Source organism: Brevundimonas sp. 357 (assembly GCF_003938605.1).
Lineage (GTDB): Bacteria > Pseudomonadota > Alphaproteobacteria > Caulobacterales > Caulobacteraceae > Brevundimonas.
The window spans coordinates 29,718-45,806 of the sequence record NZ_RHWX01000004.1; the positions used below are offsets into that span (position 1 = coordinate 29,718).

Here is a 16,089-nt window from a genome sequence, read left to right on the forward strand (position 1 = left end):
CTCGTGCCTCACATTCTGAGCATCGTCACCTTCCTGCCGCTTCTCGGCGCGGCCGCGATCCTAGTCGCGCGCCTGCTGAACAAGGGCGGTCAGGACGCCGCGGCCCCGGCCGCTCGCTGGATCGCCCTGATCACCACAATGGTGGTGCTGGCTGTGTCCGTCCTGCTGGTCGCGCAGTTCGATCCGTCGAACCCGGCCTATCAGTTCGTCGAGAACTACGCCTGGTTCGCGGGCGCCGGCTATCACCTGGGCGTGGACGGGATCTCCATCCTGTTCGTCCTGCTGACGGCCTTCCTGCTGCCGATCTGCATCGTGGCCAGCTGGAAGTCGATCGAGACGCGCGTCGTCGAATACATGATCGCCTTTCTGATCCTGGAGACCATGGTCATCGGGGTGTTCACCTCGCTGGACCTGTTCCTCTTCTACATCTTCTTCGAAGGCACCCTGGTGCCGATGTATCTGATCATCGGCATCTGGGGCGGCGCCAACCGCATCTACGCGGCGTACAAGTTCTTCCTGTACACCCTGCTGGGATCGGTCCTGATGCTGCTGGCCATGCTGTGGATGGCCCACACGACCGGCACCACCAGCATTCCGGAACTGAAGCAGTACGCCTTCGACCCGGCGGTGCAGCCGCTGCTGTGGCTGGCCTTCTTCGCCTCCTTCGCGGTGAAGATGCCGATGTGGCCGGTGCACACCTGGCTGCCCGACGCCCACGTTCAGGCGCCGACGGCCGGTTCGGTCATTCTGGCCGGCATCTTGCTGAAGCTGGGCGGCTACGGCTTCATCCTGTTCAACATCCCGATGTTCCCGCTGGCGTCGCAGATGTTCACGCCTCTGGTGCTGACGCTGTCTGTGATCGCCGTGGTCTACACCTCGCTGGTCGCCTTCCGTCAGACGGACATCAAGAAGCTGATCGCCTATTCGTCGGTCGCTCACATGGGCTTCGTGACCATGGGCATCTTCGCGGGCAACGACACCGGCGTGCAGGGCGCCGTCTTCCAGATGCTGAGCCACGGCCTGATCTCGGGCGCGCTCTTCCTCTGCGTCGGCGTGGTCTATGACCGGATGCACACCCGTGAGATCGCCTTCTACGGCGGCCTGACGGCGCGGATGCCCTGGTATGCGGCCATCTTCCTGATGTTCACCATGGCCAACGTCGGCCTGCCGGGCACCTCGGGCTTCATCGGCGAAGTGCTGACGATGACGGGCGCCTATCAGGTCTCGACCTGGGCGGCCCTGATCGCGGCCTCGGGCGTGATCTTTTCGGCGGTCTATGCGCTGACGCTGTTCCGCAACGTCATGTACGGCCCGATCACCAATCCGGCGCTGGAAAACATCACCGACATCGACAAGCGCGAACTGCTGATCTTCGTGCCCCTGATCGTCGGCACCATCTGGCTGGGCCTCTATCCCAACGCCGTTCTCGACTACACCGGGCCGACTGTTGAAGCCCTGACCAGCGCCTATCGCGCCGCGATCGGCGGGTGAGACCATAATGCCTGATCTGTCCTCCGCTCTCCAACTCGCCGCCCCGGAGCTGACCCTTGCGGTCGGCGGGCTGGTGCTGCTCATGCTCGGCGCCTTCGCCGGCGAGAAGTCGACGCGCCTGGTCTCGGGCCTGTCGGTGCTGCTGCTGCTGGCGGCGACGGCCCTGGCCGTCGTCGGCCCGCTGGGGTCCGCCTTCAACGGGGCCTATGTGGCCGATCCGCTGGCCGTCTTCGGCAAGGCGGTGATCTTCCTGTCCGCCGCCGTGGCCGTGGTGCTGGGCGACGGCTGGATGCATCGCAACAACATCGCCAAGTTCGAGTATCCGATCCTGATCGTGCTGGCCTCGGTCGGCATGGGCATGATGGCGTCGTCAGGCGACCTGATCTCGCTCTACATCGGCATCGAGATGCATTCGCTGGCCCTGTACGTCCTGGCCGCCTATCGCCGTGACGATCTAAAGGCCTCGGAAGCCGGTCTGAAATATTTCGTTCTGGGCGCGCTGTCGTCGGGGTTGCTGCTGTACGGCGCCAGCCTGATCTACGGTTTCGCCGGTTCGATGCGGTTCGAGGACATCGCCGCCTTCGCCACCGCCAACCCCGGTCCGGGCCTGATCTTCGGCCTGGTCTTCCTGATCTGCGGTCTGGCGTTCAAGGTTTCGGCCGCGCCGTTCCACATGTGGACGCCGGACGTCTATGAAGGCGCCCCGACCCCGGTCGTGGCCCTGTTCTCGACCGCGCCCAAGGTGGCGGCCATGGTGCTGATCATCCGCGTTCTGGTCGAAGGCTTCGGTCTGGCCCATGCCCAGTGGGCCCAGGTTCTGATCCTGATCTCGCTGATCAGCTTTGCGGTCGGCGCCTTCGGCGGCCTGATGCAGAAGGACATCCAGCGCCTGCTGGCCTATTCGTCCATCATCAACATCGGCTACGCCCTGCTGGGCGTGGCGGCGGGCACCCAGGTCGGCGTCCAGGCGACCCTGATGTTCATGACCCTGTATGTCGTGGACCAGATCGGCTTCTTCGCCATCCTGCTGTCGCTGAGCCGCAACGGCCGTCCGATCCGCAAGATCGCCGATCTGGCCGGTCTGAAGAAGGACCGTCCGGTCACGGCCGTCGCCCTGACGATCCTGTCGCTGTCGGCCGTCGGCATTCCGCCCATGTCGGGCTTCTGGGGCAAGTTCTACGTCTTCGGCGCCGCCGCCGACGCGGGTTACTGGATGGCGGGCGCCGCGGGTCTGGTGGCCTCGGTCGTCGCGGCCTTCTACTATCTGCGCATCATCAAGGTGATCTGGTTCGACACGCCTGAGTTCGACGTGACGACGGACAAGGCGCCGGCCGGCGCGCAATGGATCGGCTGGGCGGCTGCGGCCTTCAGCTTCCCTGTGCTGCTGATCGCCCTGACCTGGCTGGAGCCGCTGACGCGCGCGGCGGCCGCGGGCGTCGGGATCGGATAAGGGGCCTTGGCGGCTCCGGTCCTGATCCTCGAAGAGACCGACTCCACCAACGCCGAGGCGCGTCGTCGCGCCGAGGCGGGCGAGGCCGGGCCGCTGTGGATCGCGGCCCGGCGTCAAACCGCCGGGCGGGGCCGTCGTGGCCGCGCCTGGGACAGCCGGGACGGCAACCTGGTCACGACCCTGCTGCTGACGCTGAACTGCACTCCGGCCGAGGCGGCGCAGCTGACCTTCGCCGCCGCCCTGGCGGTGGCCGATCTGCTGGATCGTTATGTCCCGCCGGCGCTGGTCAGCATCAAATGGCCCAATGACGTCCTGCTGGACGGGCGCAAGTCGTCGGGCATCCTGATCGAGTCCGGCCCGGCGCCTTCCGGCAGCCTGTGGCTGGCCGTGGGCGTCGGCGTGAACCTGTCCCGCGCGCCCGAAGGGACCGAGCGCCCGACCACCTGCATCGTCGAGCACCTGCGTCATGACGTGCCCGTCGCGCCGTCGATGGAGGAGGGAGCCAAGGCGTTAGCCGAAACCTTCGATGCCTGGCTGGAACGCTGGACGCGCTTGGGCTTTCAGCCCGTGCTGGACGCCTGGGTCGCGCGCACGCCGGGCCTGTTCGGGCCATGCACGGCGCGGCTGAGTCATGAAACCCTGAGCGGGATCGCCGACGGCGTCGAGGCCGACGGCGCCCTGCGCCTGAAACTGCCGGACGGAAGCCTGCGGATCATCTCCGCCGGTGACGTCTTCTTCGGAGAAGCCGCCTGATGCTGCTGGCGATCGAGCAAGGCAACACCAACACCCTGTTCGCCGTTCACGATGGCGAAGAGTGGATATTCCAGTGGCGCACCGCCACCGATCCCATGCGCACGGCCGATGAATACGCCGTCTGGCTGCATCAGTTGTTCGAGATGCGCGGCCAGGGCCAGACCATGGCCGACATGGACGGCTGCATCATCTCCAGCGTGGTGCCGCAGTCGATCTTCAACCTGCGCAACCTGGCGCGGCGGTACCTGAACGTCGAACCCCTGGTGATCGGCGAGAACGTCGAACTGGGCATCGAAGTGCGCATCCATAAGCCCAGCGAGGCCGGGGCCGACCGTCTGGTCAACGCCATCGGCGCGCTTCAGGTCTATGAGGGCGACCTGCTGCTGATCGACAGCGGCACGGCCACCACCTTCGACGTCGTATCCGGCGCGAACGGGCAGGGGGCGGGGGCCTTCGAAGGCGGGCTGATCGCGCCGGGCATCAACCTGTCGCTTCAGGCCCTGCACGAGGCGGCGGCCAAGTTGCCGCGCATCGCCATCCAGCGCCCCGATACCGTGATCGGGCGCGACACCGTCACCTCCATGCAATCGGGGGTCTTCTGGGGCTATATCGCCCTGATCGAAGGGCTGGTGGACCGCATCAAGGCCGAGTGGGGCAAGCCCATGACGGTCATCGGCACCGGCGGCGTCGCCTCCCTGTTCGAGGGCGCAACCGACTCTATCGACCGGTTTGATCCGGACCTGACCATCCGCGGCCTACTCGAAATCTGGCGGCGGAACTCCCATCTGTAAGGCCGTATGAAAAAACAAAATCAAAACGACGAACTCGTCTTCCTGCCGCTGGGCGGCTCGAACGAGGTCGGCATGAACCTGAACGCCTATGGCTTCGGCCCGGCGCATGACCGCAAATGGATCATCGTCGACGTCGGCGTGACCTTCGGCGATCAGTCCACGCCCGGCGTGGACGTCATCGTGCCGGACCCCAGCTTCCTGGAAGGCGAGAACATCCTGGGCATCGTGCTGACGCACGCGCACGAGGACCACATCGGCGCCCTGGGCTGGCTGTGGCCGCGCATCCAGGCGCCTTTGTACGCCACCCCCTTCACCGCCTTCCTGATCCGCGAGAAGCTGCGCGACGCCGGTATCTATGAAGATGTCGAGCTGCACGAGGCGCCGCTGGGTTCGACGGTGAACCTGGGCCCGTTCGAGGTGACCTACGTCACCATCACCCACTCGATCGCGGAGCCGAACGGCCTGGCCATCAAGACGTCGTTGGGCACGGTGCTGCACACCGGCGACTGGAAGATCGACAACGATCCGGTCGTGGGCGAGCGCACCGACGTCGACTTCATCCAGAAGCTGGGCGACGAGGGCGTCCTGGCGATGGTGTGCGACTCCACCAACGTCTTCGTGGACGGCGTCGCCGGGTCCGAGGGCGATGTGAAGGTCAAGCTGGCTGAGTTGATCCAGGGCCTGAAGGGTCGGGTCGCCGTGGGCTGCTTCGCCTCCAACGTCGCGCGGATGCACAGCGTTATCAGCGCTGCAGAAGCCGCCGGGCGTCGCGTGGCCCTGGCCGGGCGCTCGATGCACCGCATCACCGCCGCCGCCAAGTCGGTCGGCATGTTGAACGACATCAAGCCCTTCCTGTCTGAACAGGAGGCCAAGATCTGGCCGGCCGACGAGATATTGTACCTGTGCACCGGCAGCCAGGGCGAGGCGCGCGCCGCCCTGTCGCGCGTGGCTGAAGGGACGCATCCCTTCATCAAGCTGGGCGAGGGGGACCACTGCATCTTCTCGTCGCGCGTCATCCCCGGCAACGAGCTGTCCATCGGCCGTCTGCAGGACAAGATGGCCGAGCGCGGAATCCGCATCTACACCGAGAAGGATCACCCCGGCATCCACGTCTCGGGCCACCCGTGCCGTGACGAACTGCGCCAGATGTATCAGTGGGCCCGGCCGCAGATCGCGGTGCCGACCCACGGCATGCGCCGCCACCTGATCGAGCACGGCAACCTGGCCAAGGACATGCAGGTGCCCGAGACGGTCACGCCGCGTAATGGCGACATGGTGCGCCTGGCGCCCGGACCCGCCGCCATCATCGACGAAGTGCCCTCGGGCCGTCTGTTCGTCGACGGCGGCATGCTGGTGGAAGAGGCCGGCGAGGCCCTGCGCGAACGCAAGCACGCCGCCAACAACGGCATCCTGATCGTCAGCTTCGCCCTGGACAAGCGCGGCCGCATCGCCAGCGACATCGACGTGCGCGGCATCGGCCTGCCGGGCGACGCCGACCGTCCGCTGGGCGACGTGCTGGACGACATGGCCGAGCGCGTCGAGAACACGGTGCGCGGCCTGAAGGGCGAGGCGCTGGAAGACGAAGCCGTTATCGAACAGGCGGTCAGCCGGACCTTGAAGAAGGCCAGCCAGCAGATCTGGGATCGTCGTCCGATCGTGGAAACCGTGGTGCTGAGGCTCTGATGGCGGATCGTCTGTATCTTCTGAACGCCGACTGGTTCGACGATCAGGGCGGGCCATGGTTCTGCCCGCCCGGCGCGCGGATCGAGGGAGTGCTGGGCCTGTATCCGCGCCTGCGCGAGCATCTGACGGTGACCCATCTGGATCACCCGCGCCCGCGCCCGGCCGTGATCGCCGAGGTGGGAGAGGCGAACCAGAGCTGCCCGCTTCTGGTGCTGGACGGCGAGTTCGACTGGCCCGACGCCCAGGTCAGCGAAGAGACCGGCGCGCGCTTCCTGCAGGACGACGCCATCCTGCCGTATTGGGCCGCGCGCTACGGGATCGGCCGGCCGCATCCGTAACCCATGACCCTTCTCCCGATGGGAGAAGGTGGCCCGAAGGGCCGGATGAGGGTTCCCGGCTGAAGTCGGCGTAAGCCGTTGCAAATCGGCTGATTGCGGAATCCTCACCCTTTGGCTGCTTCGCGCCGCCCTTCGGGTCGCCTTAGCGGATCACCTTCGGCTCTCCGAAGCTCAAGCCCTCTCCCATCGGGAGAGGGTGTTAGAGCGTGACTTTGCGGTAGTTGTCGCGGTCCAGCGCGCCGATCTCGACCGAGATCTGGCGTGGGCCTTCATAAGGCGCGACCCCGGCCAGCAGCGCGGCCTGGACGGCTTCGCCCAAAGCTGTCTTCTGTTCCTGGGTGCGGCCGCTGAGGATGCGCAGGTCGCAGTGGACCATGGCCTGATCCGGGTCGCCGTCGGCGATGATCAGGCGGTCGCAGCGCACGATGCGCGTCTTGCAGGCGGGAAGTGTCGCGCCGACCGTCTCGACACAGAGGCGATGAATCTCCAGCGCCAGGGCGCGCCAGTCGGTCGCGTCGAAATGGGTGGAGTGTTCCAGCGTAATCTGTGGCATTCAGGGCGTCCTTGTTGCGGAGCCTCTCCTTATCGCGCCGCGACGATGATTGCGATGAACGGACTTTAGAGACGATGCCCCTTGGCCCCTTCACCCTGGTCGCCACCTTTCTGACGGTGTGGTGGATCGTGTTGTTCGCGATTCTGCCGCTGGGCATGTCGGACCAGATCAAGGATCCGCCGACGGACGGCACCCAATGGGGCGCGCCGAAGAACCCGAACCTCAAGAAGAAGTTCATCACCACGACCTGGGTGTCGATCATCGTCTGGCTCATTATCGTCGCCATCGTCTGGATCGGCTGGACCCCCGTGCCCGACATCACCCACGCGAACGCGCTCTAGCTTTCGCCCCCTTCGCCCGGTTAAACCTCGGGCCTGACTGAATTTGCCGAGAATCCTCCCATGCGCCTGTCGCGCTACTTCCTGCCGATCCTGAAAGAAGCCCCCTCCGACGCTCAGATCGTGTCGCATCAGCTGATGTTGCGCGCGGGCATGATCAAGCAGGAGGCCGCGGGCATCTACGCCTGGCTGCCATTGGGCTTGCGGGTGCTGCGCAAGATCGAAGGCATCGTCCGCGACGAGCAGGTCAAGGCCGGCGCCGTCGAACTGCTGATGCCGACGTTGCAACTGGCGGACCTGTGGCGCGAGAGCGGTCGCTACGACGCCTATGGCCCCGAGATGCTGCGCATCACCGACCGTCACGAGCGCGAGCTGCTGTACGGACCGACCAACGAGGAAATGGTCACGGATATCTTCCGGGCCTATGTGAAGAGCTACAAGGCCCTGCCGCTCAACCTCTTCCACATCCAGTGGAAGTTCCGCGACGAGCGCCGCCCGCGCTTCGGCGTCATGCGCGGCCGCGAGTTCCTGATGAAGGACGCCTATTCCTTCGATCTGGACGAGGCCTCGGCCCGCATCGCCTACAAGCGCATGTTCGCCGCCTATCTGAACACCTTCTCGCGCTTGGGCCTGAAGGCGGTGCCGATGCGCGCCGACACCGGCCCCATCGGCGGCGATCTGAGCCACGAGTTCATCGTTCTGGCCGAGACCGGCGAGAGCGAGGTCTTCTGCGACCGTAAGCTGGTCGAGATGGACGCACCGGGCCACAACCTCAGTGTCGAGCAGCTGGAAGGCGTGTTCAACGAGCGCACGGCCCTCTACGCCGCGACCGAGGAAATGCACGACGCGGCCCAGTTCGAGACCCAGACGGCCGAGGGCGACCGCCTGTCGGCGCGCGGCATCGAGGTCGGCCACATCTTCTATTTCGGCACCAAATACTCGACGCCGATGAAGGCCAAGGTCGCCGGGCCGAACGGCCAGGACACCGAGGTCCACATGGGCAGCTACGGCGTCGGCGTGTCACGCCTGTTGGGCGCCATCATCGAGGCCAGCCATGACGAGGGCGGCATCATCTGGCCGGACTCGGTCGCGCCGTTCGACGTGGTGGTGATCAACCTGCGCGCCAGCGACGAGGCGGTCTCGGCCGCCTGTGAAGACGCCGTGGCCAAGCTGGAAGCGCTGGGCAAGGACGTCCTCTATGACGACACGGACGAGCGGCCGGGCGGCAAGTTCGCCACCGCCGACCTGATCGGCGTGCCGTGGCAGCTGACCATCGGACCCAAGGGTCTGGCTGACGGCGTGGTCGAACTGAAGCGCCGCGCCACCGGCGAGAAGCAGAGCCTGTCGCTGGACGCCGCCCTGGAGCTGCTGACGAAATGACCGACGCCGCGACGGCTTCCGCCCCGCAGCCCGCGCCCAAGCCGGCCGGCCCGTTCTCCAGCTGGGAGATCGGGCTGGCGCTCCGCTATCTGCGCGCCAAGCGCAAGCAGGGCGGGGTGGCGCTGATCGCCATGATCAGCTTCATCGGCATCATGCTGGCCGTCGCCGTGCTGATCAGCGTGATGAGCATCATGGCGGGCTTCCGCGGCACGCTGATGGACCGGATCCTGTCGTTCAACGGCCATATGTATGTGCAGGGGCCGGTGCTCTATGCGCCCGATCGCGACGCCGCGCTGAAGCGGATCGCCGACGTGCCGGGCGTCGTGTCTGTGACGCCTTTGACCGAAAGCCCCGCCATGTTCCGCGCGGGGAATCTGGCGACCGGCGGCATGGTGCGCGGCGTAAGGCCCCAGGACTTGGCCTCGATGAAATTCGTCTTTGAAAGCCTGAGCCCGGAGGCGCGCGAACGGTTCGGCAAGGGCGAATACGGCGGCGATCACGTCCTGATCGGCAAGACCCTGGCGGAGGAAGCGGGGCTGCGCGAGGGGGATCCGATCTCGCTCTACACCCCGACCGGCGCCGACAGCGCCTTCGGCAATCTGGGCGGGCTGGAGAAGACCTATATCGTTGGCGGAATCTATACGTCAGGCGCGGCCGATTACGATCGCGCCTTCATCTTCATGCCTCTGGAGCAGGCTCAGCTCTTCTTCGGCAAGGATGGCGTCTGGGACATCATCGAGATGAAGGTAGCCGAGCCGGATAAGGTCGAGAACTTGCTGACGCCCGTTCAGCGCGCCGCCGGGTCGGGCAACGCCGTCACCGACTGGCGCAACCGTCAGGCCGCGATCTGGGGCGCGCTTCAGGTGGAGCGCACGGCCATGAGCATCATCCTGGGCATGGTGGTCGCCATCGCCGCCATGAACATCATCAGCGGCATCGTCATGCTGGTGAAGAACAAGACTCGCGACATCGCCATCCTGCGCACCGTGGGCGCCAGCCAGTCGTCCATCCTGCGCATCTTCTTCATGTCGGGCGCAGCCATCGGCATCGGCGGCACCATTGCGGGCCTGGTTCTGGGCCTGTTGTTCTGCTGGAACATCGGGGCGATCCAGCATTTCCTCGAGGGCCTGCTGGGCGTCCAGCTGTTCAACGCCGAGGTCTATATGCTGGATTCCGTTCCGGCCAAGGTGGACCCGTGGGACGTGACCTGGGTTGCGGTCTTCTCCTTCTTCATGAGCTGCCTGGCCAGCTTGCCGCCGTCGTGGAATGCGTCGCGCATCGATCCGGTGGAGGCTCTGCGCTTTGAATAGGTTACTGAAGAAGAAGCCCGCCGTGGCCGCCGAGGCGAACGGCGCCATCCTGTCGTTGCGCGGGGTGTCGCGCACCTATCCGACCGCCCAGGGCGGGCTGACGGTGCTGAAGGGCGTCGATCTGGAGGTCATGCCGGGCGAGGTCGTCGGCCTGATCGGTCCCTCGGGCTCGGGCAAGTCCAGCCTGCTGCACGCGGCGGGTCTGCTGGAGCGGCCGACCAGCGGCCAGGTGCTGATCGACGGCGAGGACGTCGGCGGCCTGGACGAGCGGGCGCGTACGCGCTTGCGTCTGCACCGCATCGGCTTCGTCTATCAGTTCCATCACCTGCTGCCGGAGTTCGATGCTCTGGATAATGTGGCCCTGCCGATGCGCATCGCAGGCGTGGGGGAAGGGGAGGCGCGGCGTCGCGCGACCGAGAAGCTGACGGCGCTCGGTCTGGGCCAGCGCGTCACGCACCAGCCCGCGCAACTGTCGGGCGGCGAGCAACAGCGCGTCGCCATCGCCCGCGCCCTGGCCAACAGCCCGCGCCTGCTGCTGGCGGACGAGCCGACCGGCAACCTGGACCCGGCCACCAGCCAGGCGGTGTTTGAGTCCCTGCGCGAACTGGCCAAGACCACGGGCGTCGGCGCCCTGATCGCCACGCACAACATGGAGTTGGCCGGTCACATGGACCGCGTCTTCGCCTTGAAGGACGGCCACCTGGAACAGCGGGCGGCCGAAAGCCACGCCTACTAGGAGGCGATGAGCCGCGTCGTCGCCTGCAGCGGCGTGCGATAGGGCATCATGGTCCAATGGAGCGCAGCTGCGCCCAGCAGCGGCGGGACGTCGGCATATCGGGGGTGAACCGGGTCGATCGCGCGACGCAGGACTGCTGTCTCGTCCGGCCTGAGCGGCGGTTGAGACAGCGCCAGGACACGGTGGATACGAAACCGCACCGTTTGCCGCCAGGCCTCTGTCGACGCCGTCTCGCAGGGGCTGGCGCCGAGCAGTTGACGGAAGCCGTCAAGAGAGCCGGGCGACCCTTCCATGGCGTAAATGATGACGTCATCCACGCTGGCGGCTACGCCGGCGAGCCCCAATGACCGGGCTTGGTCGCGGCGCATGTCGATCAGGGCCGGCCAAAGTGCGCCTTGCGCGAATCCTGACGGTGGTCGGGTCAGGAATAAGGCGCTTTGCAACACAGCGAGCCTCCATGTTCGCCTCGGCGTAACTGTAATATCGTTCTGCGTATGCTCACGCGGGATCAACTGCGTGGGACTACGAGGTTTTTCCCGCGCTAAGCCTTGCGTAGTTTCAACGACATGATGCGTGATGGCATGGACGGCGGTCGAAATGGACAAGATGCGGAAAGGGTTGGGCGCGCTATCGCTGAAATCGCTATCATTGATGATGATCGGGCGCTGCTGGAGCTGACCCTTTTGGCGGTGCGCGAGGCGGGGTTCTCCGCCGTCGGTTTTCATGAACCGCTCGACGCCTTGATGTGGGCGTCCGACGCGGATCCGACCTGTCTCGTCGCCGATCTGAAGATGCCGGGTGTCGAAGGGTTGGATCTGGTGGCCGCCTTCTGCGCCCTGAACCGACATGCCGTTATCGTCGTCAGCGCCTTCGTGGACGTGCGGACGACGGTGGACGCCATGCGCCTGGGCGTGGACGATGTTCTGTCCAAGCCCACGACGATCGATGAGTTGGTGCGCGCCCTGCGTCGCGGGGCGGAGGCCTTGGCGTCCATGCCGGCGCGTGAGGAACTGACCTTCACCCGCCGCGAGCGTCAGGTCGCTGAGATGCTGGTCGAGGGGCTGACCACCAAGCAGATCGCCCAGAACCTGGAGCTGAGCCCGCGCACCGTCGAGTTCTTCCGCGCCAGCCTGCTGCGCAAGACGCAGTCCCCCAACTCGGCCGCCCTGGCCTCGGCGCTGACCCGGCTCGGCTTCCTCGCGAATTGAGGTTGACGAGAACAAAGAGGCAACATAGAACAAATGGGAAACATTTGATCTGGGGATAAAATCAATGACGCGTTGGGTGAGGGATCTGCTGTCGCTTGCGTCCTGCGGCGGCTTCGTCTGGATGGTCTGGCAGGCGGCCTTCCTGGTGACATGACCGCGCCCCATTGAGGCGCGACTCCCTGCATGATGACGATGCGCCCGTGTGATCGGGCGCTGCGATGCGGAGTTTTCGATTGGCGGATGCGGTGAACAGTCAAGGCTTTGTCCACCTGCGGGTCCGCAGCGCCTATTCGCTGCTGGAAGGGGCGATCAAGGCCGGCAAGATCGGCAAGATGGCCGCCGATGCTGGGATGCCGGCGGTGGGGGTGGCGGACCGCGCCAATCTGTTCGGCGCCCTTGAGTTCAGCCAGACGGCCAAGGATGCGGGCGTCCAGCCTATCGTCGCATGCGCCCTGCCGGTGCTCGATATCGGCGGGCAGGTCGCCCAGCGCTGGGCCAAGACGCCGACGGTCGTGCTGATTGCTCAGAACGAGCAGGGCTGGCTCAATCTGTGCGCCTTGTCGTCCGCCGCCTATCTGGACGCGGGCGAAATGGCCGAGCCGGGCGTGCCCTGGGGGCGGGTTGTGGATAAGTCCGACGGGTTGATCCTGCTGTCCGGCGGTCCCGACGGTCCCATTGATCCCCTGTTCGTGCAGAAGAAGCCGGCCGAGGCCGCCGAAGCCCTGGCGGAAATGAAGCGGGTGTTCGGCGATCGCTTCTATGTCGAACTGCAACGCCACGGCCTGTCCAGCGAGACGGTGGCCGAGGGCGGGCTGGTTGAATGGGCCTACGCCAACGACGCGCCGTTGGTCGCGACCAATGACGTCTATTACGCCAAGGCGGCGCAGGCGAAGTCGCATGACGCCTTGCTGTGCATCTCCGACGGCGCCTTCACTGGCCAGGAGGACCGCCGCCGCGTCACCGGCGAGCACTGGTTCAAGTCGGCCGAGGCGATGCGCGAACTGTTCGCGGACCTGCCCGAGGCCTGCGACAACACCATTCAGATCGCCCGCCGCTGCGCCTTTCTGGTCAAGACGCACAAGCCGATCCTGCCGCGCTTCGACACGGGGGCTGGCCGATCGGAAGACGACGAACTGGCGCACCAGGCGCGCGAGGGGCTGAAGGCGCGGCTGGAGAAGAACCAGGCTTATGCGCCCGAGGAAGACTACTGGTCCCGCCTGGAATGGGAGGTCGGGATCATCCAGCAGATGGGGTTCCCCGGCTACTTCCTGATCGTGGCGGACTTCATCAAATGGGCCAAGCTGCATGATATCCCGGTGGGGCCGGGGCGGGGCTCGGGAGCCGGCTCCCTGGTCGCCTGGTCGCTGACCATCACCGACCTGGACCCCTTGCGGTTCGGCCTGCTGTTCGAGCGGTTCCTGAACCCCGAACGGGTCTCCATGCCCGACTTCGATATCGACTTCTGTCAGGAGCGGCGCGAAGAGGTCATCGACTACGTCCAAGACCACTACGGCAAGGACCGGGTGGCCCAGATCATCACCTTCGGCACCCTGCAGGCGCGGGCCGTGCTGCGCGACGTGGGGCGCGTGCTGCAGATGCCGCTGGGCCAGGTGGATCGTCTGGCCAAGATGGTGCCGGCCAACCCCGCCAACCCCGTGACCCTGGCCCAGGCCATCGACCTGGAGCCGCGCTTGCGCGAGGCGCGCGACGCCGAGCCTGCCGTCAAGGCGTTGCTGGAGACGGCGCTCGAGCTTGAAGGCCTCTACCGCAACGCCTCGACCCACGCGGCGGGCATCGTCATCGGCGATCGGCCGCTGACGGAATTGGTGCCGCTGTATCAGGATCCGCGCTCCACCATCCCTGCCAGCCAGTTCAACATGAAGTGGGTCGAGCCTGCGGGCCTGGTGAAGTTCGACTTCCTGGGCCTGAAGACGCTGACGGTGCTGGATCGGGCCAAGAGCTATCTGGAACGGCGCGGCGCGGCCCAGGACTGGGGCCTGCTGCCGCTGGACGATCCCAAGACCTATGAGTTGATGGCTTCGGGACAGACGGTCGGGGTGTTCCAGCTGGAATCCCAGGGCATGCGCGACACCCTGCGCAAGATGCGCTGCGGCTCGATCGAAGAGATCACGGCTCTGATCTCCCTCTATCGGCCGGGGCCGATGGAGATGATCGACACCTACATCGACCGGAAATTCGGTCGGGCCGAGGTCGACTACCTGCACCCCAGCCTGAAGGAGGTGCTGACCGAGACCTACGGCGTCATCATCTACCAGGAACAGGTGATGAAGATCGCCCAGATCCTGGCGGGGTACAGCCTGGGCGAGGCCGATTTGCTGCGCCGCGCCATGGGCAAGAAGAAGAAGGAGGAGATGGATTTCCAGCGTCTCCGCTTCGTCAAGGGCGCCTCAGAGAAGTCCGTGCCGGAGGCCCAGTCGGGCTCTATCTTTGACCTGGTGGCCAAGTTCGCGGGCTATGGTTTCAACAAGTCGCACGCGGCGGCCTATGCGCTGATCTCGTTCCAGACGGGCTGGCTGAAGGCCAATCACCCGGTAGAGTTCTTCGCGGCGTCGATGAGCCTCGATCTGTCGAACACCGACAAGCTGGCGGTCTTCTATCAGGATTGCCGACGGTTCGAGGTTCCGGTCCTGGCGCCCGACATCAACCGTTCATCCGCGGACTTCGACGTGTCGTGGAAGGACGGGCAGGGCAGCGTGCTCTATGCGCTGGGCGCCATCCGCAACGTGGGCCTGGAGGCGATGAAGCACGTCATCGAGGTGCGCGAGACAGGCGGGCCCTTCCCCGATATCTTCGACTTCCTGGAGCGGGTCGATCCGCGGGCGGTGAACAAGCGGGCGTTGGAAGGCCTAGCGCGCGCGGGCGCGTTCGACAGCATCCATCCGAACCGCCGCCAGCTGTTCGAACAGGCCGATGTGCTGATCGCCTATTGCCAGAGCGTGGCGGCGGAGCGGGCCTCGTCACAGGTCAGTCTGTTCGGCGTCGATCAGGCCGCCGCCGCGCGGCCGCGCCTGAAGAGCATGGAGCCGTGGGCTGGACCGGACAAGCTGGATCAGGAGCTTTACGCCGTCGGCTTCTACCTGTCGGGCCACCCGCTGGAAGAGCTGACGCCTGCATTGAAGCGCAAGCGCGTGACCTTCGTGGCCGAGGCGCAAGGCCTGGCCGAGGCGGGGCATGAAGCCTTCCAGATGGCCGGTGTGGTGCGCCGTCGTCAGGAGCGGGCCAGCGCCCGCACCGGCGAGAAATTCGCCTTCGTCACCTTCTCGGACCCGACGGGCGAGTTCGAATGCCTGTTCCCGCCCGAACAGCTTCGGCGGTGCCGCGAGGTTCTGGAGGTCGGGGCGTCGGTTCTGGTCAAGGTTCGGGCCAAGGCGGCGGATGGCGAGGTGCGCTTCTTTGGCGATGACGCCAGTCGCATGGACGTGCTGCTGGACGACGCCCAGATCGGATTGCGCGTCATCCTGTCGGCGCAATCGGCGGATGCCGAGGCGCTGAAGGCCCGGCTGGATCGGGCGCGGGCGCAGGGCAAGGGCGGCGAGGTCTGGCTGCAGGCGACGCTGGGCGGCCGCACCGAGGTCGAGATCAAGTTGCCGGGTCGATACCGGCTGGACGCGGCGCTGCGCGGCGCGTTGAAGTCGGCGCCGGGGGTGGTGATGCTGGAGGACGCCTGATGAGCGAGACGAGCGTGAAGACCCATGCCGGGTCGTGCCACTGCGGCGCGGTGGCCTATGAGGTGGATGTCGGGCTGGACGGCCTGGTGGAGTGCAACTGCTCCCATTGTTATCGCAAGGGGTTCGTCCTGGCCTTTACGCCGCGTTCGGCTTTTCGCCTGATCAAGGGCGAGGAGGCAATGACTTCCTACTTCTTCAATCGGCACAAGATCGAGCATCGCTTCTGCCGGACCTGCGGGGTGCAGCCGTTCGGTTACGGCGTAGCGCCGGACGGCAGCGAGGTGGCGGCCATCAACATCCGCACCCTGACCGATGTCGAACCCTGGGACTGGACAGCTCAACGCGTGGACGGACGCAGCTTCTGATCAA

Annotated in this window: 14 protein-coding genes and 1 pseudogene; 13 read left to right on the forward strand and 2 right to left on the reverse strand. The window is 66.0% G+C overall.

What is annotated here, in order from left to right:
* Positions 1-3: 3 nt before the first annotated feature.
* From EGK63_RS04665 to EGK63_RS04690, 6 genes are read left to right on the forward strand one after another with little or no spacing between them, the layout of a single operon-like run.
* Positions 4-1,491: an NADH-quinone oxidoreductase subunit M gene (locus EGK63_RS04665; RefSeq protein WP_088412126.1), complete on the forward strand. Its 1,488-nt coding sequence runs from the start codon at positions 4-6 to the stop codon at positions 1,489-1,491.
* Positions 1,492-1,498: 7 nt separating this feature from the next.
* On the forward strand, positions 1,499-2,941 hold the full coding sequence (nuoN, locus tag EGK63_RS04670; protein ID WP_046653599.1) for an NADH-quinone oxidoreductase subunit NuoN: 1,443 nt from the start codon (positions 1,499-1,501) through the stop codon (positions 2,939-2,941).
* 6 nt (positions 2,942-2,947) lie between these two features.
* The gene (locus tag EGK63_RS04675) at positions 2,948-3,694 is read left to right on the forward strand and encodes a biotin--[acetyl-CoA-carboxylase] ligase (RefSeq protein ID WP_125900150.1); all 747 of its coding nucleotides are present in this window, start codon (positions 2,948-2,950) and stop codon (positions 3,692-3,694) included.
* A complete protein-coding gene (locus EGK63_RS04680) occupies positions 3,691-4,485 on the forward strand; it encodes a type III pantothenate kinase (RefSeq protein WP_040345174.1) in 795 nt (264 codons plus the stop codon). Before EGK63_RS04675 ends, EGK63_RS04680 begins: the two co-directional genes overlap by 4 nt.
* Positions 4,486-4,491: 6 nt before the next feature.
* On the forward strand, positions 4,492-6,168 hold the full coding sequence (locus EGK63_RS04685) for a ribonuclease J (protein ID WP_125900151.1): 1,677 nt from the start codon (positions 4,492-4,494) through the stop codon (positions 6,166-6,168).
* The gene (locus EGK63_RS04690) at positions 6,168-6,506 is read left to right on the forward strand and encodes a DUF3088 family protein (RefSeq protein ID WP_125900152.1); all 339 of its coding nucleotides are present in this window, start codon (positions 6,168-6,170) and stop codon (positions 6,504-6,506) included. The genes EGK63_RS04685 and EGK63_RS04690 overlap by 1 nt, the downstream gene beginning before the upstream one ends.
* Before the next feature lie 199 nt (positions 6,507-6,705).
* On the opposite strand, the gene EGK63_RS04695 is transcribed toward EGK63_RS04690, so the two are convergent.
* A complete protein-coding gene (locus tag EGK63_RS04695; RefSeq protein ID WP_125900153.1) occupies positions 6,706-7,059 on the reverse strand; it encodes a 5-carboxymethyl-2-hydroxymuconate Delta-isomerase in 354 nt (117 codons plus the stop codon).
* 74 nt (positions 7,060-7,133) lie between these two features.
* On the opposite strand from EGK63_RS04695, the gene EGK63_RS04700 reads away from it, so the two are divergent.
* The 4 genes and pseudogenes from EGK63_RS04700 to EGK63_RS04715 form a co-directional block, all read left to right on the forward strand.
* Positions 7,134-7,400, forward strand: coding sequence for a DUF1467 family protein (locus EGK63_RS04700; protein WP_087141628.1), 267 nt, complete (start codon positions 7,134-7,136; stop codon positions 7,398-7,400).
* A gap of 60 nt (positions 7,401-7,460) precedes the next feature.
* Positions 7,461-8,777, forward strand: coding sequence for a proline--tRNA ligase (gene proS / locus EGK63_RS04705; RefSeq protein ID WP_125900154.1), 1,317 nt, complete (start codon positions 7,461-7,463; stop codon positions 8,775-8,777).
* Positions 8,774-10,087, forward strand: coding sequence for a lipoprotein-releasing ABC transporter permease subunit (locus tag EGK63_RS04710; protein ID WP_125900155.1), 1,314 nt, complete (start codon positions 8,774-8,776; stop codon positions 10,085-10,087). Before proS ends, EGK63_RS04710 begins: the two co-directional genes overlap by 4 nt.
* Positions 10,044-10,652, forward strand: a pseudogene (locus tag EGK63_RS04715) (ABC transporter ATP-binding protein); the annotation flags it as partial. The gene EGK63_RS04710 and the pseudogene EGK63_RS04715, both read left to right, overlap by 44 nt.
* A gap of 167 nt (positions 10,653-10,819) precedes the next feature.
* On the opposite strand, the gene EGK63_RS16710 reads toward EGK63_RS04715, so the two are convergent.
* Positions 10,820-11,548 (reverse strand): hypothetical protein, encoded by a 729-nt coding sequence (locus EGK63_RS16710; RefSeq protein WP_243637576.1) that lies wholly within the window; start codon positions 11,546-11,548, stop codon positions 10,820-10,822.
* On the opposite strand from EGK63_RS16710, the gene EGK63_RS04725 reads away from it, so the two are divergent.
* The 3 genes from EGK63_RS04725 (at position 11,513) to EGK63_RS04735 (ending at position 16,085) form a co-directional block, all read left to right on the forward strand.
* Complete coding sequence (locus EGK63_RS04725) at positions 11,513-12,031, forward strand: response regulator transcription factor (protein ID WP_243637587.1); 519 nt, start codon at positions 11,513-11,515, stop codon at positions 12,029-12,031. The two genes, EGK63_RS16710 and EGK63_RS04725, sit on opposite strands and share 36 nt — an antisense overlap.
* A gap of 233 nt (positions 12,032-12,264) precedes the next feature.
* The gene (gene dnaE / locus EGK63_RS04730; RefSeq protein ID WP_125900158.1) at positions 12,265-15,720 is read left to right on the forward strand and encodes a DNA polymerase III subunit alpha; all 3,456 of its coding nucleotides are present in this window, start codon (positions 12,265-12,267) and stop codon (positions 15,718-15,720) included.
* Positions 15,720-16,085, forward strand: coding sequence for a GFA family protein (locus EGK63_RS04735; RefSeq protein ID WP_125900159.1), 366 nt, complete (start codon positions 15,720-15,722; stop codon positions 16,083-16,085). Before dnaE ends, EGK63_RS04735 begins: the two co-directional genes overlap by 1 nt.
* Positions 16,086-16,089 lie beyond the last annotated feature (4 nt).